This window comes from Aliiroseovarius sp. D2-2, from assembly GCF_055809455.1.
Genome location: NZ_CM147913.1, coordinates 2128716 through 2152966, shown reverse-complemented (window position 1 = coordinate 2152966; position 24251 = coordinate 2128716). Strand labels below are relative to the sequence as shown.

Sequence of the window (24251 nt, the reverse complement as noted above, 5' to 3'; positions counted from 1 at the left end):
GGCAAGAGGGCAGGCGTAGGAGATCTTTGCATTGAATGCTGGAATGCTGCACTGCAGCAAGTAGATCACTAAACCGGGGGTAGTATTCCACGCTTGTTACTGAGCGGTGTGCATAGCAGCTTTGCAAACAAGGCATATCAGCGAATTTTGGCCTATTGCTGCAGCGCCGCAATTGCGGGGTTGCAGAGTGCAAGTAACATCCCTATTTCACCCCGATCGGACGAGTGGGAACGTTTGTGACTGACGTAGGTGGGAAGATGAAACGGATTATGATGGGCCTGGTGGCGACGGCATTGCTGTCAAACGCTGCACACGCCGAAGACTTTTTTGGTACAAGCGCTGCACGCCAGCCCGTGCTGACAATGAAGTGGGATGAGAAGCCGCATGCGAAGGCATGGACGGACGCTACCATCGCTGCTCTTGAAAACCATGGCACGGCTTTGTCGCAAAGCATCCCTGCAGATATTGCTGACTGGTGCCCTGACTACGAAAACCAAGACGAAGCAGGGCGCAACGCGTTTTGGGCTGGGCTTCTATCGGCATTGTCCTTCTATGAAAGCACATGGCGCCAAACTGCAGTTGGTGGTGGGGGCAAATGGTACGGGCTTGTACAAATTCTGCCCGCTACAGCGCGCGGTTATGGCTGCGAAGCACGGTCAGGCGAAGCACTGAAGAACGGTGAAATGAACCTGAGCTGCGCCGTCCGTATCCTGTCGGTCACCGTCCCTCGGGACAACGTGGTGTCACGCGGCATGAAGGGCGTTGCTGCCGATTGGGGCCCGTTCCATTCCAAGCGCAAACGCGAAGGCATGCGCAAATGGGTACGTGAACAGAACTATTGCAAAGCCAGCTAACGGCTTTGCACTCTAAGGCCCATTCCCATTTTCACGGGTGGGGATAGGGCGTTCCCCGTGCCCTATCCAGCTACGAAATCCGGAACGCCTTTTTCAGGTCGGCCAACGCATCCGACTGACGATCAGACAGACCTCCGGATGCGACAGCGGCTTGGTTAAGCACAGACATCAAGGGCTGAAACGACCCAGCGCCATCCAACTTGTAGATGCGTCTGCCGATGCGGGTGATGGCCTGATCTGGTGATCCGCATTCATTCACCAGCCAGCGCCCATAGGTCAAAAGCTCTTCCGCGTCGTTTGTTGTCAGCTGATATTCCCGCCCCAGCGCGGCGATGCTGGCGTTTTGAGTTTCGGACTTCGGCAGGCCGTCCAGCTCGATAAAGGCGGCAGCAAACCCTGCAACCAGCTCCTCAGGATGTTCACATTGCTCAACCGGATGGATGTTGGCTTGTCGTTTGAACTTCATACGGCGGGGCGCGCGGCGCGCTTCCCCAGCGATTTCAACCACATCTTCAATGGTGCCAACCGCACCGCGATTTCGAATGTAGTAGAAAATTCCGGCAACGATAAGCGTGCCAAGTAGTCCAAGAATGGGCATAAAAGAAAACCTTCACTGATCAAATCTGCGGACAGAATGACTAGTGAAGGTTGAAAAGGTCAAGCTTATCCGTTCAGGATCCGCCCCAACATTTCCTGACTGTCGCGGCTGATGCCCTTGGCATTCAGCATACGCTCGATCTGGGCTTTCATCATCGCTTGACGGTCGACGTCATAACGGTGCCACGTCTCAAACGCGGACGTCATTCGGGCCGCGATTTGCGGGTTCACGGGGTCTAGTTTGATCAGCCAGTCCGCCCCCAGTTCATAGGCTTTGCCCGAACTGTGATGGAAGCCCGCAGGGTTCATCGCCAGTGCGCCGAACAGGGCGCGGAAGCGATTGGGGTTTTTCCAGTTAAAGGCGGGGTCTTTGCAAAGCCTTTCGACCACCTCTACCGCATCATCGGGCGTCGCATGATACACTTGAAGCGAGAACCACTTGTCCATCACCAGATCGTCGTCTTCGAACTGTTTGCGGAACGCGGCAAGGGCTGCATCGCCTTTCTGGGCTTGAAGCAGATACCCCAAGGCTCCAAGGCGCAGGGTCATGTTGTCGGCCTTGTCATACAGCGCTTGTGCTGCGGCCCCACCATCCAAACGGTTCAGCAAGTTCAAAAGCCCAAGGCCAAGGGCGCGTTTGCCAGCCTGTTCTGCACTGGGTGCAAACGGCTCGGTCACGTCCATTTCCGCCATCATGCGGGGCAGGTGGTCTTGCAGATGTTCCGCCATCGCTTGCCACAACGTTTGCTGGGCGCGGTAGATTCTTTGTGGGTCGGGTGTGATGCCCGCATCAAACAGGGTTTGGGCCAGGTCATCTTGGCTGGGCAATCCAAGCGTCAAGGCACGGAAGGCTGGGTCCAGACTTTCATCACGCAACATTACAGTGATGGCGTCTAGGTAAGCCTCGAGCGGTGCATCCTCACCTGTCACCATGGCCACCAACACGTCTTTGGCAAGCGTGCGACCCGCCTCCCACTTGTTGAAGGGATCGGTGTCATGGGCCAGCAGGAACGCGCGTTCCTGCGCATCGCTGTCACGTTCCAAGATTACTGGAGCCGAGAAATGGCGCAGGATCGACGGCGTGGGCCGCGCCGATAGCCCATCAAAGGTGAAGCTTTGCTGCGCTTCGGTCATTTCAAGGATTTGCGTTTTTAGCACCTCATCCCCGTTTGGACCAATCAGACCAACCGCGATGGGGATGTGTTGGGCAAGCTTCTCATCTTGCCCCGGCGTTGGCGGTGTTTCCTGTTTGAAATGAAGTGTATAGCTTCCATCCTTGAAGTCATCAGTCACGCTCAGACGCGGTGTTCCGGCCTGCTTATACCAGCGGCGGAAATGGGTCAGGTCGCGCCCGGTGCTGTCTTCAAACACCTTCACCCAATCTTCGATTGTGGCGGCTTCGCCGTCGTGGCGTTGGAAATACAGATCAAGCGCCTTGTCATAGGCGTCGTCCCCAACCAGCGTCTTCATCATGCCAATCAGCTCGGCACCTTTTTCATAAATAGTCGCGGTGTAGAAGTTGTTGATCTCGACAAAGCTGTCGGGCTGAACTTGGTGCGCAAGCGGGCCATTGTCTTCGCGGAATTGACGGCCGCGCAGGGCAATCACGTCATTGATCCGGCACACAGCCTTGGACCGCATGTCGCCCGAGAACTGCTGGTCGCGAAACACGGTCAGCCCTTCCTTCAGGCTTAACTGGAACCAATCGCGGCAGGTGATCCGATTGCCAGTCCAGTTGTGGAAATACTCATGCGCAATGATCGCTTCGATCCGTTCGAAATTCGCATCGGTCGAGGTGTCAGGGCTGGCCAACACGGCAGAGGTATTGAAGATGTTCAGCCCTTTGTTTTCCATCGCGCCCATGTTGAAGTCAGACACGGCCACGATCTGGAAAATATCCAAATCATACTCGCGGCCATAAACCTCTTCGTCCCACTTCATGCTGTCTATCAGGGCTTGCATGCCAAAGGCGGTTTTACCTTCATCGCCAGGACGCACCCACAGCTTCAGGTCAACGTCTTTGCCGGACATGGTGGTGAAGCTGTCATCACGCGCCACCAGATCGCCTGCGACCAAGGCAAACAAATAGGCCGGTTTGGGCCATGGGTCATGCCATTCGGCCCAGCCGTCCCCCGATGCGGTCGGGTTGCCGTTGGACAGAAGGACCGGATCAGTTCCTTCGATGCGCACCTTAAACGGGGCCATCACATCCGGGCGGTCGGGATAGTAGGTGATGCGGCGAAAGCCTTCGGCCTCGCATTGGGTGCAATACATGCCATTGGACATATAAAGACCGGACAATGAGGTGTTGTCTTCGGGGGCGATCTCAACCTCGGCTTCCCAAGTGAAGGGCGCATCGGGGACATCGGCGGTCAGGCCTTCATCGACAAATTCCGGCGTGATGTCTGTCCCGTCAATGGACGCGCGGATCAACGTAAGCTCTTCCCCGTGAAGGAAAAACTCTTTTGACGTGGCATTCGGATTGGGTGTGAATCGGATTTTCGAAATCACGCGCGTAGCTGTTGGATTCAACAAAAATTTCAGCTCGACCGTTTCGATCAGAAAGGCGGGCGGCGTGTAGTCTGCCAGATAGATCGGTTGGGGTGCGGCGTCTTTCATGTGATGTCCTTCATAAATGGGGCCAGACCCGAAACCTATGCGCGCAGGCCGAGAGCCGCAAGTGCTGGCAAGCGGTGCTGCTGGAGTTCGGGCAAGCTTAGTTTAAGTGGCATCAAAATAAACGTACTTGCGGTTTTGTTTCGCATAGGAAACTCTATCTTTCGACACAGAATTCAAAAGGGGATCGGCATGAGTGACTACATTGAACGGGCGGGGCTTCAAGTCCATCGCGAACTGGGCCGTTTTCTGGAAACACGCGCTTTGGCCCGGACGGCGTTGCGCTATGACGATTTCTGGGCGGGCTTTGCCGCGATCCTGACTGATCTGGCCCCAAAGAACCAAGCGCTTTTGGCTAAGCGCAAGGACTTGCAGGCGCAGATTGACGGTTGGCACAAAGCGCGGGCAGGGCAGCCCCATGATGCGGATGAGTATCGTAGCTTCCTTGAAGAGATTGGTTACCTCGTCCCGGAAGGGCCTGATTTCTCGATCGAGACCGAAAATGTCGACCCCGAGATTGCCATGATCCCCGGTCCGCAGCTGGTCGTGCCGATCATGATCGCGCGCTATGCGTTGAATGCGGCCAATGCCCGTTGGGGCAGTCTGTATGATGCGCTTTATGGCACCGATGCGTTGGGCGATCTTCCGACGGGTAAAGGCTATGACCCGGTGCGTGGGGCGCGTGTAATTGCGGCCGCAAAAGGGTTCCTTGATGCGGCATTGCCTCTGGCCGATGGCAGTTGGTCCGAGGCGGTGATGATCGGGAAAACCCCACCAGCGCTGGCCAATCCGGCGCAGTTTCTTGGCGGTCGTGATGGCAGTTACTTCTATGAAAACAATGGATTGAGAATCGTTCTTGAATTTGATGAAACAAGCCAAATTGGCGCGACCGACCCCCTTGGCCTGTCTGATGTGAAGCTTGAAAGCGCCATGTCTGCGATAATGGATTGCGAAGACAGCGTGGCGGCCGTGGATGCCGAGGATAAGGTTCTGGCCTATTCAAATTGGCTTGGGCTGATGGATGGCTCTCTGACCGAGGAAGTCATTAAGGGTGGCAAGTCGTTCGAACGTAAGCTGAATGACGATCTTGTTTTTGACGGGCCGGATGGGGAGGTGACCCTGAAAGGTCGCGCCTTGATGCTGGTACGCAATGTGGGTCACCTGATGACCAACCCGGCCATTCTTTTGCCCGACGGCAGTGAAGTGCCTGAGGGGTTGATGGACGCGGTGATCACGACGCTTTGTGCCATGCACGATCTGATGCGCGAAGGTGGCAATTCGCTGCACGGCTCGGTTTATGTGGTGAAGCCCAAGATGCACGGACCCGAAGAAGTGGCCTTCGCGGACGAGATTTTCACCCGCGTGGAAAGCCTGCTTGGCCTGCCCGCAAACACGGTGAAACTGGGCATCATGGATGAGGAACGGCGCACCTCGGTTAACCTAAAGGAATGTATCCGGGCTGCAAAATCCCGCGTGGCATTCATCAACACCGGTTTCCTCGACCGTACGGGTGACGAAATTCATACGTCAATGGAAGCGGGCCCCATGATCCGCAAAGGCGAGATGAAAAATGCGCCGTGGATTGCGTCTTATGAAGATCGCAACGTGGATATCGGGTTGGCCTGCGGGCTGAAGGGCAGGGCGCAGATCGGCAAGGGCATGTGGGCCGCACCTGATCGCATGGCCAACATGCTGGATCAGAAAATTGGCCATCCTCTGGCCGGGGCGACTTGTGCATGGGTGCCAAGCCCGACGGCGGCGACGCTGCACGCCACGCACTACCATCAGGTTGATGTGTTGGCGCGTCAGGACGAGCTTGCAGAAGGTGGCGCGCGTGGCACGTTAGAGGACCTGCTGACGATCCCAGTCGCGAAAGGTGTGAACTGGTCGCCGGATGAAATCCGAGAAGAGATCGAAAACAACGCCCAAGGCATTCTTGGCTATGTGGTGCGTTGGGTCGATGCGGGTGTGGGGTGCTCGAAAGTGCCAGACATTCATGACGTTGGCCTTATGGAGGATCGCGCGACCTGCCGGATCTCAAGCCAAGCGCTTGCCAATTGGCTGCATCATGGTGTGGTCTCTGAGGATGAAGTCATGGCCGCAATGCAGAAGATGGCCGCAAAAGTGGATGGTCAAAACGCGGATGATCCTTCGTATCAAGCAATGGCACCGGGTTTTGACGGTGTTGCGTTCAAAGCGGCCTGCGACCTTGTGTTCAAGGGACGCGTGCAGCCGTCCGGCTATACTGAACCGGTGCTACATGCACGGCGATTGGAAAAGAAAGCCGAAGGATAAGGCCAAGATATGGACCGGATTACGTTGGACGCTGCCCGTGTCATGATTCATGACACGATGGCTTATGGGCTTGATAAGGGAATGAAGCCGCTTACGGTCATTGTGGTCGACGCGGGTGGGCACGTGTTGGCCTTTGAACGCGCAGACGGCGCTCCCCCCGGAAGGTTTGATATCGCCCGCGGCAAGGCCTATGGAGCCGTGATGCTGGGTCTTGGCGGCACAGCGCAGCGCGAGCGGGCCGAGGCGCAATCCTACTTTATGACTGCAGTCGGCGCTGCCTATGACGGCAAGCTCATCCCGGTACCCGGGGGCATTTTGGTGCGCAATTCATCGGGTGATGTGATTGGTGCGGTTGGTGTCACAGGCGATACTTCAGAAAATGATCTGGAAGCTGGGACTGCCGGGATCAATTCCGTCGGTTTAACCGCCGAGGGGTGATCGCGCCGCATCACGGTGCATTGATCTGACGCGCAATGGTTTGAACTTCGTCAAAAGCTGCATTACGTCATTGATATACACATATACGCCAAAGGCATATGTCTTTTGGAAAAACAGTAGTCGGAGCAGACATGAAGCGACCTATCGTCGGCATTATTGGTAATTCCTATCTGTTAAACGATCACTATCCGACCCACGCGGGCGGTACGATGAACTCCGAGGCCGTGTCGCAGGTGTCCGACTGCTTGCCATTGATCGTCCCAACCGATCCGCACTTCGTAACGGTCGAAGAGCTTTTGGAAACCTGCGACGGGTTTCTTTTCACAGGTGGTCGCCCGAATGTGCATCCCGAAGAATACGGCGAAGATGAAACCGAAGCGCATGGTGAATTTGACCGCTGTCGGGATGCGATCACTTTGCCCTTGATCCGTGCTTGTGTGGACAGGGGTCAGCCGTTTTTCGGCATCTGCCGCGGGTTTCAAGAAGTGAACGTCGCCATGGGCGGCACGCTTTACCCCGAAATCCGCGAACTGCCCGGTCGTATGAACCATCGCATGCCGCCGGATGGCACGCTGGATGAGAAATTCGCCATCCGTCATGACGTGCACTTCGATGAAGGCGGTGTGTTTCATGGCATGTTGGGCAAGACCGTGCGAACCAACACGCTGCACGGGCAGGGGATCAAGACCTCTGGCCCGCGTGTGATCATCGAAGGTCACGCCGATGATGGCACACCCGAGGCGATTGTGATCAAAGATGCGCCGGGCTTTACGCTTTCCGTTCAGTGGCATCCTGAATACATGGCGACTGAGGATCCGGTGTCCCGCGTCCTGTTCAAAGCATTTGGGGATGCGGTGCGTGCTTGGGCGACACGCGAAGTCCGGGATCACAACCCTGTGACCTAGTTCCTATTTGATCTGGCGCTTATTGACCTTCCCCCTGCTGGAACCCGTATGGCCTGTCCTAATGAGGATTGGACAAGGAAGCAGGGCGCTATGAAGCCAGCATATGTTTTGGGGATAGCCGGGCTGTCCGGGGCGGCGTTGATTGCGTGGTTCGGACTTGGGTCCCAACCTGCCGTGGAAGAAGTCGCCGGCAGCGATCTAGAGGCCACGCCCCTTGAAATGGTTCAAGTGACATTGCCCGAACTTAGCGACGATCTTGCGATCGGTGCGCGTGCGTTTACGGCCAAATGTGCCGCATGTCACGGGCCATCAGCAGGAGGTTTGGAGGGATCCGGCCCACCGCTTATTCACAAGATTTATAAATCATCCCATCATGGGGATGCCGCATTCTTCCGCGCAGCCGAGCTGGGCGTGCGTGCGCATCATTGGCCCTTTGGCAATATGCCCCCGGTCGATGGCATCACACGTGCTGAGATAGGTGAGATTGTGAAATACCTGCGCGTGGTCCAGCGGGAAAACGGGATACTCTAACAGAAAAGGGCCCCAACTTTGTGGGGCCCATTTCTTTAATAAGCTTGGTTGAAACCTAGCGCGTCAGATCCAACACGCGCGCCTCATAACCTTTCAGAACCATACGTGCGGTGTCACCGTACTGGCGCGGTTCACTGCGCAGTTCTGGGAACAGCGTGAACAATTCCGTGCGGGCTGCATCATCAATGGCACCCAAGCCCTGGTGGCCAGGGTGGAAGCTTTCCGTCGCAGCACCATTGGCAAAGATCACCTGATGCTCATCGAACATGATGTGGAAATACGTCACCTGATCCACGTCGGCTTGCGTCGCGCACCCGCTGTGCAGCAGATGAACTGCCGGGATCATAACCTCTGGCTGGGCAAACAGCAGGTTGGCCTGTGGCCCTTCATAGACCATGCGGTGTTGAGGCGACACGATCAGAGTACTGTGATTGCCAAATGCCCCGGCCTGAATGCGAATGGGAGCCAAACGTCCAGCGCCGACCGTTGATTTCTGGCCGATCCAGCGAATGGGCTGAAGACCTTGGTCGCGTGTGACCACCATGTCGCCAACCCGCAGGTCCTGCACAGGGCGCTCACCGTGATCTGTCAAAATCATGCTACCGGTCGTGAAGCAAATCACGTCACGGTAATCCAGATCCCCACCTGAACCCAAGTCGCCATCTGTATCGGGCAAGGTAGAGTTTCCCGAGCCGTCGATATCGTCGTCATTTACGTCCCATCCAACAACATCATCGACCACATCCTTGATGCCGTCACCATCGGCATCACCCGAGGCGTCGATTTCTGCTTGGGTAAAGCCGTGACCAGCTTCGTCGGTGTCCGAGATACCGTCATTGTCACTGTCAGTGTCAATATAGTCGGCAGTGCCGTCGTTATCTGTGTCTTCTGGGGTTAGACCGTTGGACCCCGCAGCACCCGTTGTCGGCGTGGCGTCATAGGCATCATCCACCCCGTCGCCATCGGCGTCATTACCGGATGGCGCAACGTACCCAGCGGTGCTCTGAGCCTCGACGTTGTCGGTGATACCGTCATTGTCGCTGTCCAGATCAAGATAGTCGGCGATCCCGTCGCCGTCAGTATCTAGAGCATCAATATCGAAAGTAAATGTCGCTTCACTTCCAAAGTCTTCGTATCCCGAACTGCTGATCGGGTTGCCGCCATTGTCGAGAACGGTCGTGCCGCCAATAGAAAGTGAGAAACCTGCGTCAGAATTGGTGTCGCTTCCGGTCCAAGACAGACCATCACCAAAAGTATCGACCACGCGGAAGGTGTAATTCGAACCTGCGGGAACATCGACATCCCAAGTTTCCACGCCAGATGAAGTTACTGCACCCGAGGCGACAACATTTCCATTTTCATCGACGATTTCCCACGAGTTTTCTTCGCCTGCGGGTCCCGAATAGTAGTCGCCATCGAACGTGACGGTCATCGTGGTGTTTCCACCACCTTCGTCTTCATTCAGGATACCGTCGCCGTCGATGTCTAGGTCGACTGAATCGGGTACGCCATCGCCATCGGTATCTACGGAAGATTGTTGAAAGCTAACCGGAAAACGGTCCGCGATCGTGCCATAAACATCTGTGCCGTTAAAAGGTGCCGCTGTGCCCAATTCAATCGAGGAAATCGGTTGTGCCTGCAGCGCATTTGAGTAACTGCTTGGACCTGATGTGGGGGGCATCAGGTACAGATTACCGTTCGTGTCCTGTGTGACGATGGCATCTACCGTCGCGGTCGAGCCGTCTTCATAAGTGATGACGGTGTTCTCATAAATCATCAGGGTGTCGTGGACCTGCGCCGCGCCGCCGTCGATCGAGAACGTCTCGTTCGCTATCGAGTTGTTTAAATCATAAAAACTTAAATCCTGACCACCAGTATAAGGGGAGGTGTTGTCAGGGCTGAACGTCGCGATGTGATCAGATAACGGATCACCGGTAGAACCGAAAACCAAGCTTTCAAGCGCAGTAGCGTTTTCTGCTGTCAGGTTGCCTTCAACGGTATCGATTTCCGGTGCGACGCCAAGAAAGATTACTTCGAATGTAGTGGCCATGTCTTTCCCCAGTCTCGTTCAATCGTTACGCTTGCCTTGGTTCGACTGAGTGATGTCGAACGCGACAAATTTGTTGGTCATCCACACAACCAAAGTTACTGCTCATTTCCTATCCCAATGGTTAATAAGCCACTGAGTCTAACAATTGGATACTTATGACCGTCTGAATGAGACAAATTCAAGGCGAAGATGAAACAAATTGCATGTAAATAAGGGGAAAATGTGGGCAAAGGTAACCCATTGTTTACCAGCCGTAAACCGAGGGTGGAGAGGCTGGTGTAGATCTACGATTTAGGCGCGATAACCCATTCTATCTCTGATTCATGAATCGCTTCAAGCGCGCCAATCCTTCGCGGATGTCATCAGTCGATCGCGCATAAGAAAACCGAAGGGTTTGGTGACCGCGGATAGGGTCAAAATCTAGTCCCGGTGTCACGGCCACATCTGCTTTCTCAAGGATCTCAGCGGCAAATGCCCGGCTGTCATTTGTGTGCTCACTCACATCTGCATAGATGTAAAATGCGCCATCTGGTGGGGCGATTTTGTCAAATCCCGCTTTGGGCAGCTCTTCCAGCATAAGCTGGCGGTTGGTGCGATAGGTGGCCAAATTCGCATCCAACTCGTCGCGCGCCTCCAAAGCTGCCAACGCGGTGATTTGGCTGGCATGTGGTGGACAGATAAACATGTTCTGCGCCAGACGTTCGATGGTGCGGATGTGATCCTCGGGGACGATCATCCAACCAACGCGCCATCCGGTCATCGAGAAATACTTTGAGAAACTGTTGATCACGTAGATGTCATCCGACACTTCCAGCGCGGAAACGGCACGATCCTCATACTGAAGGCCGTGGTAGATTTCGTCGGCAATGAAGCTGGTACTCTTGGTCTGGCACGTGTCGATCAACCCCTCAAGTGCGGCGTGATCCAGCATTGTGCCGGACGGATTAGCAGGCGAGGCCGTGATCAGCCCAGCCAGCCCGTCTGGGATGTCTTCGGGCACAGGCTGCAACCTGTTTTCGGGGCGCGTCTGAAGGCCAACGGGCTGCAAGTTCAGGGCTTTCAAAATTTGACGATAAGAGGGGTAACCGGGTTCCCCCAATCCGACCTTGTCACCCGCTTCAAACAACGCGGTGAATGCCAGAATGAAAGCGCCAGAGCTGCCCGGTGTCACAACCACGCGTTCTGGGTTGAGATCGATATTATACCAATCTTTATATAGCTTTGCGATGCCTTCTCGAAGTGCTGGAAGGCCAAGGGCGACGGTGTAACCGAGGGCGTCTTGGCCCATCGCTTGCGTCAAAGCCTGACGCGCTTTCAACGGGGCCGGTGTGGACGGCTGACCGACCTCCATGTGGATGATATGGCGCCCTGCGGCCTCGGCGGCGCGGGCAGCTTCCATCACATCCATCACGATGAATGCATCGACATTCCCACGGTTGGAACTTTTCATAATCTGCCCTTTCTTCCCACCAAAGCTGCGTGACGAAATGGCCAAGGAGCGCTCTGAGACATGTCTTGCCACCTGAGCACGTAATCGAAAAAGATCAGCCCAAGCTTTGGGGCGGATGGGTGCCCGTCCTTCCCCCAGAAGTCAATGCGCCAGAATGTACCGATTGCTGCGTCACATCGCAGGCAATGGTTGGCAGTCTCGCGTGTTTGGCTTACATCGTTTGCAACACAGTTTTACTTTGCCCGTACCGGGTGCTTAGACAGGAAATGACCGCCAATGAAATTTGCTTTGCCACGCGCCCTGCGCCTTGCCACCATGACCGCAGTTCTTGGCCTGGCCACGGCCCTTCCGGTTTCAGCGCTGGATCTTGGAGCATTGTCCGATGATGAACGCAATGCTTTCCGGGACGAGGTGCGGGCCTATCTGCTGGATAACCCCGAAGTTCTGATGGAAGCCTTCGCCGTTCTTGAGCAGCGCCAGGCGGAAGCTCAGGGTCAGCAGGATAAAGATCTGATCTCTGTAAATGCTGACGACATCTTTAACGACGGCTATTCCCATGTCGCAGGAAACCCAGACGGGGACTACACGATTGTAGAGTTTGTGGACTACCAATGTGGGTACTGCCGAAAGGCTTATGACGTGCTCAAAGATCTACTTGAAAAAGATGGCAATATCCGATTGATATTAAAGGAATTTCCGATCCTCAGCGAAGCCAGTTTGTTGTCTGCCAAGTTCGCAATTTCCGCCCAGCAAAAATTCGGCCAAGAGGCCTATGGAAAGCTGCATGATGAGCTGATCGCCGTGCGCGGCAATGTGACCGAGGACCGTTTGATCGAAGTTGCAAATGAGCTTGGTTTGGATGGCGCGGCAATTGCTGCAGGCATGTCCTCGCCTGAAGTTGACCGAGTTCTGAAACAAAACCGGGATCTGGGCAAACGCCTCCAGATCACCGGAACGCCTGCCTTTGTCATGCACAACACGATGGCACGCGGTTTCATGGAACTGGATCAAATGGAATATATGGTATCGCAAGGGCGCGCCGCACAGTAAGTTGATCGCAGACAGAAACAATCAACAGTAAGTTGGGATTGATGGCAGGATCAAATCATTGGGGCTGGGGTCGCTGGCTGGCGGCCTGCGTGTTTGCAGGGCTGCTTCCTTTCACGGCATGGGCTGACAGCGATCTGGCCCCCAAGACGTCTATCCTGCCCAAACCCCGCCCGGCACTGGCTGCTCAAGCAGATCAAGACATTGGGGCAGGGGATAGCAAGGTTTCGGACAGCGCCCCCTTGGTTGTCACAGCCAATTCCCCAACAGCCCTTAGCGGTCTGGCCTATGTCGCTAACGGAGGCGTCGCGCTTTCGGATCGTTGGCGCGGTGTCGCGATCGAAGTGCCAATGACGCAAGCCATTCCTTGGCGGGTTTTCACGCTAGACAACCCCAAGCGGCTTGTCATTGATTTCTCGGAACTGGATTGGCAGGGGTTAGATATTCCGAACCTTCTGTCACAGGGCGATTGGTTCTCAGATATTCGTGCAGGGCTTTATCGCCCCGGCTGGACCCGGATCGTCTTTGGGCTGTCCGCGCCGTATCAGGTCGTTTCCGCCGGGCTTAAAACGCAAGATCAGTCAGCTGGAACGTCTGCCCAACGGGTTGAGGCTGCACGCTTGCGGATTGAACTGACAACCGGATCGCCAGAAGAATTTGCGGCTGCAGCAGGCGCGCCAAAAGATGCTCTGTTTGATCGTCCAGCCCGTCCCATGCCGTCCCCCAAAACACGTCAGCGGGGTTTTGGGGATATCACGGTGGTTCTTGATCCCGGCCACGGGGGGATTGATCCCGGTGCCGAACGCGGTGGCGTGGTCGAAGCACATCTGATGATGAGCTTTGCACGAGAGCTGAAAGAAGAGCTGCTTCGAGCCGGCGGATTTAACGTCGTGCTGACACGCGATGCAGATGAATTTGTACCGCTTGAGGAACGTGTAACAATCGCACGTAGGGCAGGGGCTGATGTGTTCTTGTCGTTGCATGCTGACGCGCTTGCACAGGGCCGCGCGACCGGAGCCAGCGTATACACCCTGTCGCAAGATGCCTCTGACGAGGCATCGCGCAAGCTGGCCGAACGGCACGACAGAAGCGATATCCTAGCAGGCGTCGATCTGTCCCAGCAGGGGGATGCTGTTGCTTTGGTTTTGATGGATCTGGCACGAACCGATACCGCGCCACGCTCGGAAATCCTTGGCGGACAGTCTGGTTGAGGGCATCCACAGCGCCACGGGATCAACCTATAAAACGCCGCGCCTGCAAGCTGGGTTTTCAGTTCTGAAAGCGGCCGACATCCCGTCGGTTTTGATCGAGCTTGGTTTCCTATCATCGGAACGTGACCGTGAACGGCTGACGTCGCGGGAATGGCGGGCGGATGCTGCACGTGGGATACGTGAAGCGCTGCAGTATTGGGTGCTGCAAGACGCAGGCAAAGCGGATCTTCTTCGCCAATAGGCCTTATTTACAAAAGAAAACGGCCACCGCATGGGGTGGCCGCATCCGTTGTATTCTTAGGCTGTCAGGTCATAGACCCTTGGCGCGATAGCTGGCCGCGATACGCTCAATCGACACGATGAAGGCGGCCATGCGCAAGTCATCAACGTCATCGCGCGAATGCCAGACTTCGCGCATCGCCTGATAGGCCGTGCGCATCGTGTCATCCAGACCCGACCGCACCAGCTCCAGCTCGTCAGCACCGCGCAGATACTTGTCTTTGAACGCCGGTGTCATAGACCAGGCATCCCCCAGATACCGGTCAAGACGCTCAAGCTCGTCCACCACAAGTTGGTGGCGGGCTTCTTCTTGACGACGCTGCATGCGACCAAATCGGATGTGGCTTAGGTTTTTGACCCATTCGAAATAGGACACCGTCACACCGCCTGCGTTGGCATATAAATCAGGGATGATCACTGTGCCTTTGTCGCGTAGCACCTTGTCCGCGCCAGATGTAATCGGGCCGTTCGCCGCTTCGATGATCAACGGGGCTTTAACACGATCAGCATTGCTCAAGTTTATGACGGCTTCGAGGGCCGCGGGGATAAGAATGTCGCATTCAACCTCGAGCAGCTCGCTGCCGTTCTCGATATATTCAGCGTCCGCAAAGCCCTTTACGCCGCCATGGCCCGCGATCCAGTGGTGGACCGCTTCCACATCGAGGCCCTTTGCGTCGAACAACGCGCCGTCACGTTCGATGATGCCGATGATTTTTGATCCGTCCTCATGGGACAGGAACTTGGCGGCGTGATAACCAACGTTACCAAGGCCTTGAACAACGATACGTTTGTCCTTGAGTTTGCCGGTCAGATTGGCTTTCTTGATGTCTTCCGGGTGCCGGAAGAATTCACGCAATGCATATTGAACACCGCGACCTGTGGCTTCAACACGCCCCGCAATACCACCCGCATGTGGCGGCTTGCCGGTGACACAGGCCTTGGCGTTAATGTCAGTGGTGTTCATGCGTGCGTATTGGTCGGCAATCCAAGCCATTTCGCGTTCGCCGGTGCCCATGTCCGGGGCAGGGACGTTTTGTGACGGGTGAATTAGGTCACGTTTCGCAAGCTCATAGGCAAAACGGCGGGTGATCAGCTCCAACTCATGCTCTTCATACTGGCGTGGGTCGATGCAAAGACCGCCTTTTGATCCCCCGAATGGCGTTTCGACCAGCGCGCATTTGAAGGTCATGAGCGAGGCGAGGGCTTCAACTTCGTCCTGATTGACGCCAAGTGCATAGCGGATACCGCCTTTAACGGGTTCCATATGCTCCGAGTGGACGGAGCGATAGCCGGTAAACGTCTGAATCTCACCTCGCAATCGCACGCCAAAGCGCACGGTATAAGTTGCGTTACAAACTCGGATCTTTCTCTTCCAAGCCTGAAGGCAGGTTCATAATGGAGGCAGCCCGGTTGAACATCAGTTCAACGGATTCTCGAAAACTCGGCTCATTCGTAAGGGACATTTTGTACCTCTGTACAGGTTGTGCTTTTAGTTTGCTGCAATGCCGCAGAATCGCTTTGAGCTGCGACAATACAGCACAGAGGTTAGGAGGAATTGAACAAAGTTCCACCCCATAACAAAGCCGACCAGATGGTCACGGATAATGGTTAAGTGTTTCCAATCAGGAAACGAGGTGACATTTGCACCATTATTCACGGTTGATTCATAAACAAAAATAGACCTTTAGTGACCTTTGTGATGATTTTAGTTTCAATGACCACAGGCACGCCTTACTTTTGACACAGGGAAATTGTTGCTTGGCACCTGCTTAATAGTGGGTGCGAGTGTCCTGTGGGTCGCAAGAATGCGACTGGGAAGGTAAAGAAATGGCTCATATTTCGGAGCGTAAGAGTATGTTTGAATCGGCTTTCAAAAATAGGCTGGCGTTTCGCCGGCCATTTTCGCGTGTTAAAACCTTCGCGTCTGATGAAGATGGCGCGATGCTTGGCTTCTCAATGTTGATTTTCTTAACCATGCTCATCTTTTCCGGCTTGGCGATTGATTTGATGCGGCACGAGGTTCACCGTTCGCGGGTTCAGGCTACAATGGATCGCGCACTTCTTGCAGCCGCTCATCCCGATCAGGAAACCGACCGTAAAGAAGTGGTATTGGACTACTTCAAGCGTGCCGGTCTTGATGGGATTGTAAAGAATGAGAACATTAAAGTAGAAGTTGCATCTGACGGCACAAGCGTCTCGGCTAAGGCAGATAGCTGGATTCATACGCCATTCATGAAATATGTTGGCGTTAGTAGCTTGCCCGCCCCTGTCGGTGGTGGTGCTGCGAAGGTTAACCAGCTGACCGAAGTCTCATTGGTCGTCGACGTCTCGGGATCGATGCGGAATAACTCTGTTAATGGTGTTCCTAAAATCGAAGAACTGCGCGATGCAGCTACAGAGTTTTCGAACTTACTGCTTTGCAACCCGAATGATTCAAGTTCGCCAGCGGATTGGAGCACATGTCCGGTTCAATCCAACAAAACATCGATAACGCTTGTCCCTTATTCGTCTCAGGTTTCGGTCGGGTCAAATCTGCTTAGCAAGTTCACGGTAACTGACACGCATGATAAGTCATCCTGTGTCACTTTCGGAGCGGACGAGTTCGATGATGTTGGCATTTCGACGACAAGCACCATTCATCAAACTGCCCAGTATGTAGGTGGGGGTCAGCGGTATCTTAATAATCGCTATTGGTTTAGCAACAGTGGTTGGGTAGAGCCTGATCCTGCCAGCGCGCAGTGGTACGAAACCTACTGGAGCTGCTTTACAGCACCGTGGCGTGAGATTGTACCGTTTGAAAACTCGCCAGAAGACTTGGCGGACGAGATTGACGATCTGCAAGGGTTGGGCGGTACTGCAATTCATGTGGGTATGAAGTGGGGCACGGCGCTGCTGCATCATGATGCAGAACCTGCGATCAATTCACTGATCACAGATGATAATTTGGTGCATTCCAACTTTCTTGGGCGTCCTTACAATCCGGCCTCAACAGCATCGACCAAATTCATCGTGCTGATGACAGATGGAATTAACTCGAGTAACGCAACGCTGAAAGACAATTTCCGTACGGGCGCATCACCGATTTGGTACAATTCGGAGACCGACGTTATGTCGATCCTCGATGACCGCGACACACCAGAAAACTTGGCGGATGACCGGTGGTATTGGTTTAATCCCAAGAACACCAACAACAATGGACGTACAACGCCCTATGGCCTATGGCAGACCCGCCCGTTCGGGCATGAGGGTGCCAACGATTGTTTCGATATCAATAATGATGGTCATGGTGAAGTTTGTACACCTACACCCCCATCGGAAAGCTTTGTAACCTCGTATACCAAACGTCTCGATTGGAAAGAGTTCTGGCAGAGCGGGTATTCCTGGCGGATCTTTGATAGTTTCCCGCATATCGGAAACGAGATCGGAACTCCGGGAAGAAGTACTGGTGGTGTTTTCCTCTCCAACGCGGCTGACGATCGTTACCTGGCGGATGGATTTCCGAACAAAGCTGTTGGCGATAATTGGATGAACGTTGACCAACTTCTGATTGATCAGTGCGATGCGGCGAAAGGCGCTGGCATGAAAATCTATGCAATCGAAATGCAAACTGGGGGCGCAACGAGTGATGTGATGTTCGATTGTGCTTCCGATATCAACGGCGAACGACAGCACTATGCGGTAAGTGCAACTCTAGATCTGTCGACCGTGTTCAACAAGATTGCAGAGGACATCAACAAACTAAGGTTGACGCACTAAACGCCACTGGTTCGACCAAGTCAGAAATCTTGGTCACGCTAGCTTTAAGAGTTTAAGTTTAAGAGGCACAGAAAGTGATATCGGGAAATTCCATAAGCAAACGCCGTAAGATGCGCCAAACTTGGTGGCGGGATCAGTGTGGCACCTCAACGATTGAGTTTGTCATGTGGTTCCCTTTGTTTATCACTCTGTTTATGACCTCGTTCGAGTTAAGCTATTATAGCCTGCGTTCAGTTGTTTTGGAGCGCGCCGTAGACTTGACAGTACGAGAACTTCGTTTGGGCATTAGGCGCCCACAAAACACTGCTGAGTTTAAGACTTAGGTTTGCGAAAAAACGCTTTTAGCAAAAAATTGCGAAGAAGATTTGATGGTTGAGCTGACCTTGGTCGATCAGAATTCATGGAACCTTCCAAGAGGGCAGATGAGTTGCATTGACAGAAATGATCCCATGCAAGTTCCTCCAGCCTTTGGATCTGGTGGTGGAGGCGACTTGATGCTTTTGCGGATTTGCTGGCTAAAGCGGCCTTTCTTCGCAACTACGCCTTTTGTGATGGGTTTGCCGCGTGATTCTAACGGCGAAATCGCGCTGTCTGCGGTTACCACCTATGTGAACGAGCCATGATAGGGACAAAAATGATGAGTACTCCTCAGGGCAATTTGAGCAATGATTTGTTGCAGCGCGTCGGACAACGTATGGCCGACTTTGTGCGCTCTGATTCCGGAACGGTGACTATGGAAAGTCTTATCATCCTTCCGATATTGCTTGTTGGCCTTCAGGCGACCTATGCATTTTTTGAAGGCTATCGCCATCAAAGTCTGGCGTTGAAGGCCAATTATGCGGTCGCAGATTACTTGTCGCGCACCCATGCTTATGATGACAGTATTGTGGCTGGTTTGGATGAGTTGTTCGAATACATGACACGCACCGCTGACGACAGCTGGGTTAGAGTGACCGTGGTTGAATGCAAACGGACAGCGAATAAGTGTAACAACCTCATTCCTCGGCGTATTCACGTTCCACAAGATGGAAATCTTGTTTGGAACTCTAGGGCAAGTAATGGTGTTCGGCCGCACAATACAGCGAGAATGCGCGACCAACTCTCCTCCTACATTCCCAAGATGTATCGTGGTGAGCATCTGATTGTGGTTGAGACTTCAGCCAAGTTCCGGCCCACATTTGCTGGCCGGTGGACGGGAATTCATTCACCTGTATTTACCAATGTTACGGTGACCAGTCCTCGTGAATATGACACGCTGTGCCTGCGCATTGGGTCCGTCACGTGTCCGGTCCCTACAAACTCGTAACGACCATAGTCATTTGTCACAGCCGGTATGAGTTTAGGGCCGCTTTCTGTGCAAATCTGAACGAACCTGTGTTCACTTGTGCAAGTTGCGCGTTTGTGCGCGGACAACTAACTTCCTTTCATTCAAGATGACCAAGGAAGTGAGGATCTTATGTCCATTCGGCCCGTACTCTCCGCCAGCCAGTCTCAGCCAACGTTGGAAGGGGCAGGGGTGCATCTGCACCGTGCCTTTGGGTTTCAAGAACCCGAGGCTTATGATCCCTTTCTGCTGTTTGATGACTTTCGCAATGATGATCCGCGCTTGTCGGACAAGGGTTTTCCTTGGCACCCACATCGTGGGATCGAAACCATCACGTACGTTCTTGCTGGGGATATCGAGCACGAGGACAGCCTGGGCAACAAAGGTGTTCTTGGGGCGGGCGACATTCAGTGGATGACTGCGGGCTCTGGCATCATGCACCAAGAAATGCCGATCGCGAACAAACGCGGGCAAATGCACGGGTTTCAACTTTGGGCCAATCTGCCGCGCGACCTTAAGATGACCGCGCCGAACTATCAGGATGTGCCAGCGGTCGAAGATCCCGGTGATTGAGGAAGATGACGGCACCAAGGTCCGCGTGATTGTGGGTGATTTCTGGGGTCGCTCTGGCCCGGTAGATGGGATTGCTGCCGATCCATTGTATCTGGATATCAGCGTGCCAGCGGGTGTGACCAAAACCTTTCCCGTAGACACCCGCCGTCAGGCCTTTGCTTACGTCTTTGAAGGGGCAGCGGCTTTTGCCCATGCAGCGCCGCCGCAAGGCGTGTTGTTAGAAAAGGAAGTAGCAGGGCAGGAGGTCAACATCCGCGATCTTTCGGGCAACCGCACTGTGATCCGCTTTGGTGCGGGCGACGAGGTGCGCGTGCAAGCCGGTCCCGAGGGGCTGCGCTTTTTACTGGTTGCCGGTGCCCCAATCCGCGAGCCCGTGGCCTGGCACGGCCCCATCGTCATGAACACCAAAGACGAGCTGCAGCAGGCCATGAGCGATCTGCGCAATGGCACATTCATCAAACCCGCGCACTAAGGGACAGCGCCTTAAAGGAGTGTCGCATTTCGATTTGATGATGTCGGACATTGCATAAACCTGACGAATTGTTACAAGGACAGCAATGCTGCCTTTTTGTTTGGGAACCATGGCCAAACTGCTCAGACTTCTTGATATGCCACCTGTATGGTTGATCGCCTTGGCTGCGATCGCTTTCGGTCTGGATCGTTGGCTTCCCGGTCTTGGGTTGGGCTGGAACGGGTCCTATTGGCTTGGAAACGGTTTGATTGGCTTGGGTCTGGGCGCGATGGGCTTGGCCATGTGGGAATTTCTATCCGCACGCACAACGATAATTCCGCGCCAGATCCCGACATCTTTCCTGCAGACAGGTATCTATCGCTTTTCCCGCAACCCCATTTACTTGGGGGACGCGTTGATTTTAGCGGGGCTGATCCTGCGTTGGGATGTACTCCCGGCGTTGATTTTGGTTCCCTTGTTTACAAGAATCATCACAGCTCGGTTCATCATCGGAGAAGAGGCCGGGCTGACCAGACTGTTTGGTGACGAGTTTAAAAATTGGGCCGCGACGGTGCGTCGTTGGCTATAATTTGCTGCAAAGCGGCATTGAACCGCGACCTGCTGTCGCGTATTGAAATAAAATTGTCGCAGCAGGCGTCGAAACGATAGCTTCTTGCGCAGTGGATGCGTATAGAATGCGCCATGAAGCCGCCGGGGCCGAGGGGGAAACCCCTCGTTCGGCACACGACGGGAGAAGGAAGAGACTGTGAAAATCGGTGTACCCAAGGAAGTTTTCGAGGGCGAGAACCGGGTCGCAATGACCCCGGAAAGCGCCAAGATGCTGCAAAAGCTGGGCTATGACTGCGTGATCGAGACCAAGGCAGGCTTAAATGCCGGCTTCTCGGACGCGGTTTATAAAGAAGCAGGTGTTGAGGTCGTAAAGACCGCCGCCGCGCTTTGGAAAGCGGCTGACATCATCGCCAAAGTGCGCGAGCCAAACAATACAGAGCTGAAGCGTTTGTCTGCGGACAAAACCCTGATCAGTTTCTTCAATCCAGGCGGCAACGAAGACGGCATGGAGAAGGCGAAAGCCTCAGGTGCCAACGTCATCGCCATGGAAATGGTGCCGCGTATTTCGCGTGCGCAGAAGATGGACGCTCTGTCATCAATGGCGAACATCGCGGGTTATCGCGCGGTTATTGAGGCGGGCAACAACTTCGGTCGTTTCTTCACCGGTCAGATCACCGCGGCGGGCAAAGTCCCCCCTGCGAAAGTTCTGGTTGTTGGTGCAGGTGTGGCTGGTCTGGCTGCCATCGGGACGTCCACATCCTTGGGCGCTGTCACCTATGCATTCGACGTGCGCCCCGAAGTGGCAGAGCAAGTTGAATCCATGGGCGCCGAGTTTGTTTACCTCGACTTTGAGGAAGAACAGCAAGACGGCGCGGCGACAGGTGGCTACGCTGCCGTGTCTTCACCTGAGTTCCGCGAAGCCCAGCTGGCAAAGTTCCGCGAATTGGCTCCTGAGGTCGACATCGTCATCACCACGGCCCTGATCCCCAACCGTCCAGCCCCGAAGCTGTGGCTTGAGGATATGATCAAGGCGATGAAACCGGGCTCGGTCATCGTTGACTTGGCGGCAGAGCGTGGCGGCAACGCCGAAGGTACAGTTCCAGACGAGAAGATCGTGACCGACAATGGCGTGACCATCATCGGCTACACCGACTTCCCGTCGCGCATGGCCTCGCAAGCGTCATCGCTTTACGCCAACAACATCCGTCACATGATCTCTGACCTGACGCCCGAGAAGGACGGCAAGGTCAATCACGACATGGAAGATGATGTGATCCGTGGCGCGACCGTGACCCATCAGGGCGAGATTACGTTCCCACCGCCACCCCCGAAGGTGCAGGCGATTGCAGCCAAACCCAAGGAAGTGGTGCCGGAACTGACGCCGGAAGAAAAACGCGCCGCCGAGGTGGCCGCGTTCAAAGCGCAGACCAAACAGCAGGTTACACTGCTGGCAGTCGGTGGAGCACTGATGTTGCTGCTGGGACTTTATGCACCAGCCAGCTTCATGCAGCACTTCATCGTGTTCGTCTTGGCTGTATTCGTAGGCTTCCAGGTGATCTGGAACGTCTCGCATTCACTTCACACACCGCTGATGGCTGTCACCAACGCCATTTCGTCGATCATTATTCTGGGCGCGCTTATGCAGATCGGATCGGGGAGCTTCCTCGTTATCCTTCTGGCCGCGGCCTCGGTCTTTATGGCCGGGATCAACATCTTCGGTGGCTTTCTTGTAACACGGCGCATGCTTGCCATGTTCCAGAAATCTTAAGGGGGTAGGGATCATGGAATTTGGTTTCACCACAGCTGCATATGTTGTTGCAGCAGTTCTTTTCATCCTCTCTCTTGGCGGTTTGTCGGGACAGGAAAGCGCGAAACGCGCTGTATGGTATGGCATCGTCGGCATGGGTCTGGCGGTTGCCGCAACCCTGATCGGCCCCGGTTCGGGCCTGTGGCTGTTGTCGATCCCGCTGATCGCTGCGGGTGGCTTCATTGGTTACCAGTTGGCATCGAAGGTCGAGATGACACAGATGCCAGAGCTTGTGGCTGGCATGCACGCGCTGGTCGGCCTGGCCGCTGTCTTCGTGGGCTTCAACGCGCATTTCGAAATCGGCAACGCGGCCGAGGCCTTGGCCGCTGGCGGCGATGCTGTCAAAGAGCTTGGTGCCTTTGGCAAGCTGATCGCCAAGAAATCCGCAGTTGAGATCAGCATCCTGTTGGTTGAACTGTCGCTGGGTGTCTGGATCGGTGCCGTAACCTTCACGGGTTCGGTCATCGCCTATGGCAAACTGTCGGGCAAAGTGACCTCGTCGGCTGAAAAGCTGCCCGGCGGTCACATGCTGAATGCGGGTGCTGCGGCACTCTCGGTCATCTGCCTGATCTGGTATCTGAACACGGCAGCATTCCTGCCGCTGATGATCCTGACCATTGCGGCGCTCTTCATCGGGTATCACCTGATCATGGGCATTGGCGGCGCAGACATGCCTGTCGTTGTGTCGATGCTGAACAGCTATTCAGGTTGGGCTGCTGCGGCCATCGGCTTCTCGCTCGGCAACGACCTTCTGATCGTTGTGGGTGCGCTGGTTGGCTCGTCTGGTGCGATCCTCAGCTACATCATGTGTAAGGCGATGAACCGTTCGTTCGTCAGCGTTATCCTTGGTGGCTTTGGTGGTGGTTCTGATGGTCCGGCCATGGAAATCGAAGGCGAGCAAATCGCCATCGACGCCGATGGTGTTGCCGCTGCGTTGGATGATGCAGACAGCGTTGTGATCATCCCCGGCTATGGTATGGCTGTGGCGCAAGCCCAGCAAAACGTGGCCGAGCTGACACGCCGTTTGCGTGCCAAAGGCAAGAACGTGCGCTTTGCGATCCACCCGGTCGCGGGTCGTCTGCCCGGTCACATGAACGTGCTCTTGGCGGAAGCCAAAGTGCCTTACGACATCGTGCTTGAGATGGATGAGATCAATGACGACTTCCCGGAAACGGATGTCGCCATCGTCATCGGCTCGAACGACATCGTGAACCCAGCTGCGCAAGAAGACCCCAACAGCCCCATCGCCGGTATGCCGGTTCTGGAATGCTGGAAAGCCAAGCAGGTCTTCGTGTCGAAACGTGGTCAGGGTACCGGCTATTCGGGCATCGAGAACCCGCTGTTCTTCAAAGAGAACACGCGCATGTTCTACGGTGATGCCAAGCAGTCGCTGGACACGCTTCTGACGCTGATCAACTAAGCGCAGAGCAAGCTTCGAAATGAAAACGCCCCCGGTTTCGGGGGCGTTTTTTCGTTTGATCCGGTGTGTGGGTTCAT

19 protein-coding genes and 2 pseudogenes are annotated in these 24251 nt (G+C 54.8%); 16 read left to right on the top strand and 5 right to left on the bottom strand.

Translation table 11 applies throughout. The features are described 5' to 3' along the window. Window positions 1–257: 257 nt before the first annotated feature. A complete protein-coding gene (locus AC0L6A_RS10560) occupies window positions 258–854 on the top strand; it encodes a transglycosylase SLT domain-containing protein (RefSeq protein ID WP_473289898.1) in 597 nt (198 codons plus the stop codon). 70 nt (window positions 855–924) lie between these two features. Here AC0L6A_RS10560 and AC0L6A_RS10555 read toward each other — a convergent pair whose 3' ends face one another. Both AC0L6A_RS10555 and pepN read right to left on the bottom strand, forming a co-directional pair. Further along, complete coding sequence (locus tag AC0L6A_RS10555) at window positions 925–1452, bottom strand: hypothetical protein (RefSeq protein ID WP_473289897.1); 528 nt, start codon at window positions 1450–1452, stop codon at window positions 925–927. A gap of 65 nt (window positions 1453–1517) precedes the next feature. Continuing rightward, complete coding sequence (pepN, locus tag AC0L6A_RS10550) at window positions 1518–4070, bottom strand: aminopeptidase N (RefSeq protein WP_473289895.1); 2553 nt, start codon at window positions 4068–4070, stop codon at window positions 1518–1520. A gap of 189 nt (window positions 4071–4259) precedes the next feature. On the opposite strand from pepN, the gene AC0L6A_RS10545 reads away from it, so the two are divergent. The 4 genes from AC0L6A_RS10545 to AC0L6A_RS10530 all read left to right on the top strand — a co-directional run bounded on the left by AC0L6A_RS10545 (window position 4260) and on the right by AC0L6A_RS10530 (window position 8236). Next, window positions 4260–6362, top strand: coding sequence for a malate synthase G (locus AC0L6A_RS10545; RefSeq protein WP_473289893.1), 2103 nt, complete (start codon window positions 4260–4262; stop codon window positions 6360–6362). 9 nt (window positions 6363–6371) lie between these two features. Further along, window positions 6372–6800: a GlcG/HbpS family heme-binding protein gene (locus tag AC0L6A_RS10540; RefSeq protein ID WP_473289892.1), complete on the top strand. Its 429-nt coding sequence runs from the start codon at window positions 6372–6374 to the stop codon at window positions 6798–6800. A 131-nt stretch (window positions 6801–6931) separates the two neighbouring features. Next, window positions 6932–7705: a gamma-glutamyl-gamma-aminobutyrate hydrolase family protein gene (locus tag AC0L6A_RS10535; protein WP_473289890.1), complete on the top strand. Its 774-nt coding sequence runs from the start codon at window positions 6932–6934 to the stop codon at window positions 7703–7705. 90 nt (window positions 7706–7795) lie between these two features. Then, complete coding sequence (locus tag AC0L6A_RS10530; protein WP_473289888.1) at window positions 7796–8236, top strand: c-type cytochrome; 441 nt, start codon at window positions 7796–7798, stop codon at window positions 8234–8236. A 55-nt stretch (window positions 8237–8291) separates the two neighbouring features. On the opposite strand, the gene AC0L6A_RS10525 is transcribed toward AC0L6A_RS10530, so the two are convergent. Together AC0L6A_RS10525 and AC0L6A_RS10520 are read right to left on the bottom strand one after the other, a co-directional pair. Beyond that, window positions 8292–10286 carry a Hint domain-containing protein gene (locus tag AC0L6A_RS10525; protein WP_473289887.1) on the bottom strand — a complete coding sequence of 665 codons (1995 nt, stop codon included), beginning with the start codon at window positions 10284–10286 and terminating at the stop codon, window positions 8292–8294. Between the two features lie 310 nt (window positions 10287–10596). Continuing rightward, window positions 10597–11736 carry a pyridoxal phosphate-dependent aminotransferase gene (locus AC0L6A_RS10520; RefSeq protein WP_473289885.1) on the bottom strand — a complete coding sequence of 380 codons (1140 nt, stop codon included), beginning with the start codon at window positions 11734–11736 and terminating at the stop codon, window positions 10597–10599. 276 nt (window positions 11737–12012) lie between these two features. On the opposite strand from AC0L6A_RS10520, the gene AC0L6A_RS10515 reads away from it, so the two are divergent. From AC0L6A_RS10515 to AC0L6A_RS10505, 3 genes are read left to right on the top strand one after another with little or no spacing between them, the layout of a single operon-like run. Further along, window positions 12013–12786 (top strand): DsbA family protein, encoded by a 774-nt coding sequence (locus AC0L6A_RS10515; RefSeq protein WP_473289883.1) that lies wholly within the window; start codon window positions 12013–12015, stop codon window positions 12784–12786. Between the two features lie 41 nt (window positions 12787–12827). Further along, complete coding sequence (locus tag AC0L6A_RS10510; RefSeq protein ID WP_473289881.1) at window positions 12828–13994, top strand: N-acetylmuramoyl-L-alanine amidase; 1167 nt, start codon at window positions 12828–12830, stop codon at window positions 13992–13994. Further along, entirely contained in the window at window positions 13975–14235 is a 261-nt protein-coding gene (locus AC0L6A_RS10505; protein ID WP_473289879.1) for an N-acetylmuramoyl-L-alanine amidase family protein, read from the top strand. Before AC0L6A_RS10510 ends, AC0L6A_RS10505 begins: the two co-directional genes overlap by 20 nt. A gap of 69 nt (window positions 14236–14304) precedes the next feature. Here AC0L6A_RS10505 and AC0L6A_RS10500 read toward each other — a convergent pair. Continuing rightward, a pseudogene (locus tag AC0L6A_RS10500) lies at window positions 14305–15736 on the bottom strand (Glu/Leu/Phe/Val family dehydrogenase). A 364-nt stretch (window positions 15737–16100) separates the two neighbouring features. On the opposite strand from AC0L6A_RS10500, the gene AC0L6A_RS10495 reads away from it, so the two are divergent. The 8 genes and pseudogenes from AC0L6A_RS10495 to AC0L6A_RS10460 all read left to right on the top strand — a co-directional run bounded on the left by AC0L6A_RS10495 (window position 16101) and on the right by AC0L6A_RS10460 (window position 24174). Continuing rightward, the gene (locus tag AC0L6A_RS10495) at window positions 16101–18029 is read left to right on the top strand and encodes a TadE/TadG family type IV pilus assembly protein (protein WP_473289878.1); all 1929 of its coding nucleotides are present in this window, start codon (window positions 16101–16103) and stop codon (window positions 18027–18029) included. A gap of 110 nt (window positions 18030–18139) precedes the next feature. After that, a complete protein-coding gene (locus tag AC0L6A_RS10490; protein WP_473289877.1) occupies window positions 18140–18352 on the top strand; it encodes a TadE/TadG family type IV pilus assembly protein in 213 nt (70 codons plus the stop codon). Window positions 18353–18478: 126 nt separating this feature from the next. Beyond that, entirely contained in the window at window positions 18479–18652 is a 174-nt protein-coding gene (locus AC0L6A_RS10485; protein ID WP_473289875.1) for a hypothetical protein, read from the top strand. An 11-nt stretch (window positions 18653–18663) separates the two neighbouring features. After that, window positions 18664–19335: a TadE/TadG family type IV pilus assembly protein gene (locus AC0L6A_RS10480; protein WP_473289874.1), complete on the top strand. Its 672-nt coding sequence runs from the start codon at window positions 18664–18666 to the stop codon at window positions 19333–19335. A gap of 150 nt (window positions 19336–19485) precedes the next feature. Next, a pseudogene (locus AC0L6A_RS10475) lies at window positions 19486–20398 on the top strand (pirin family protein). A gap of 85 nt (window positions 20399–20483) precedes the next feature. Then, window positions 20484–20966: a methyltransferase family protein gene (locus AC0L6A_RS10470; RefSeq protein ID WP_473289872.1), complete on the top strand. Its 483-nt coding sequence runs from the start codon at window positions 20484–20486 to the stop codon at window positions 20964–20966. 177 nt (window positions 20967–21143) lie between these two features. Beyond that, window positions 21144–22715, top strand: a complete 1572-nt coding sequence (locus AC0L6A_RS10465; RefSeq protein ID WP_473289871.1) for a Re/Si-specific NAD(P)(+) transhydrogenase subunit alpha — start codon at window positions 21144–21146, stop codon at window positions 22713–22715. 13 nt (window positions 22716–22728) lie between these two features. After that, window positions 22729–24174 carry an NAD(P)(+) transhydrogenase (Re/Si-specific) subunit beta gene (locus AC0L6A_RS10460; RefSeq protein WP_473289870.1) on the top strand — a complete coding sequence of 482 codons (1446 nt, stop codon included), beginning with the start codon at window positions 22729–22731 and terminating at the stop codon, window positions 24172–24174. Window positions 24175–24251 lie beyond the last annotated feature (77 nt).

Excerpts from the sequence above, each read along its gene's own strand:
- AC0L6A_RS10560 (WP_473289898.1), top strand. The coding sequence starts at position 258 with ATGAAACGGATTATGATGGGCCTGGTGGCGACGGCATTGCTGTCAAAC.
- AC0L6A_RS10555 (WP_473289897.1), bottom strand. The coding sequence starts at position 1,452 with ATGCCCATTCTTGGACTACTTGGCACGCTTATCGTTGCCGGAATTTTC.
- pepN (WP_473289895.1), bottom strand. The coding sequence starts at position 4,070 with ATGAAAGACGCCGCACCCCAACCGATCTATCTGGCAGACTACACGCCG.
- AC0L6A_RS10545 (WP_473289893.1), top strand. The coding sequence starts at position 4,260 with ATGAGTGACTACATTGAACGGGCGGGGCTTCAAGTCCATCGCGAACTG.
- AC0L6A_RS10540 (WP_473289892.1), top strand. The coding sequence starts at position 6,372 with ATGGACCGGATTACGTTGGACGCTGCCCGTGTCATGATTCATGACACG.
- AC0L6A_RS10535 (WP_473289890.1), top strand. The coding sequence starts at position 6,932 with ATGAAGCGACCTATCGTCGGCATTATTGGTAATTCCTATCTGTTAAAC.
- AC0L6A_RS10530 (WP_473289888.1), top strand. The coding sequence starts at position 7,796 with ATGAAGCCAGCATATGTTTTGGGGATAGCCGGGCTGTCCGGGGCGGCG.
- AC0L6A_RS10525 (WP_473289887.1), bottom strand. The coding sequence starts at position 10,286 with ATGGCCACTACATTCGAAGTAATCTTTCTTGGCGTCGCACCGGAAATC.
- AC0L6A_RS10520 (WP_473289885.1), bottom strand. The coding sequence starts at position 11,736 with ATGAAAAGTTCCAACCGTGGGAATGTCGATGCATTCATCGTGATGGAT.
- AC0L6A_RS10515 (WP_473289883.1), top strand. The coding sequence starts at position 12,013 with ATGAAATTTGCTTTGCCACGCGCCCTGCGCCTTGCCACCATGACCGCA.
- AC0L6A_RS10510 (WP_473289881.1), top strand. The coding sequence starts at position 12,828 with ATGGCAGGATCAAATCATTGGGGCTGGGGTCGCTGGCTGGCGGCCTGC.
- AC0L6A_RS10495 (WP_473289878.1), top strand. The coding sequence starts at position 16,101 with ATGGCTCATATTTCGGAGCGTAAGAGTATGTTTGAATCGGCTTTCAAA.
- AC0L6A_RS10490 (WP_473289877.1), top strand. The coding sequence starts at position 18,140 with ATGCGCCAAACTTGGTGGCGGGATCAGTGTGGCACCTCAACGATTGAG.
- AC0L6A_RS10485 (WP_473289875.1), top strand. The coding sequence starts at position 18,479 with ATGCAAGTTCCTCCAGCCTTTGGATCTGGTGGTGGAGGCGACTTGATG.
- AC0L6A_RS10480 (WP_473289874.1), top strand. The coding sequence starts at position 18,664 with ATGATGAGTACTCCTCAGGGCAATTTGAGCAATGATTTGTTGCAGCGC.
- AC0L6A_RS10470 (WP_473289872.1), top strand. The coding sequence starts at position 20,484 with ATGCTGCCTTTTTGTTTGGGAACCATGGCCAAACTGCTCAGACTTCTT.
- AC0L6A_RS10460 (WP_473289870.1), top strand. The coding sequence starts at position 22,729 with ATGGAATTTGGTTTCACCACAGCTGCATATGTTGTTGCAGCAGTTCTT.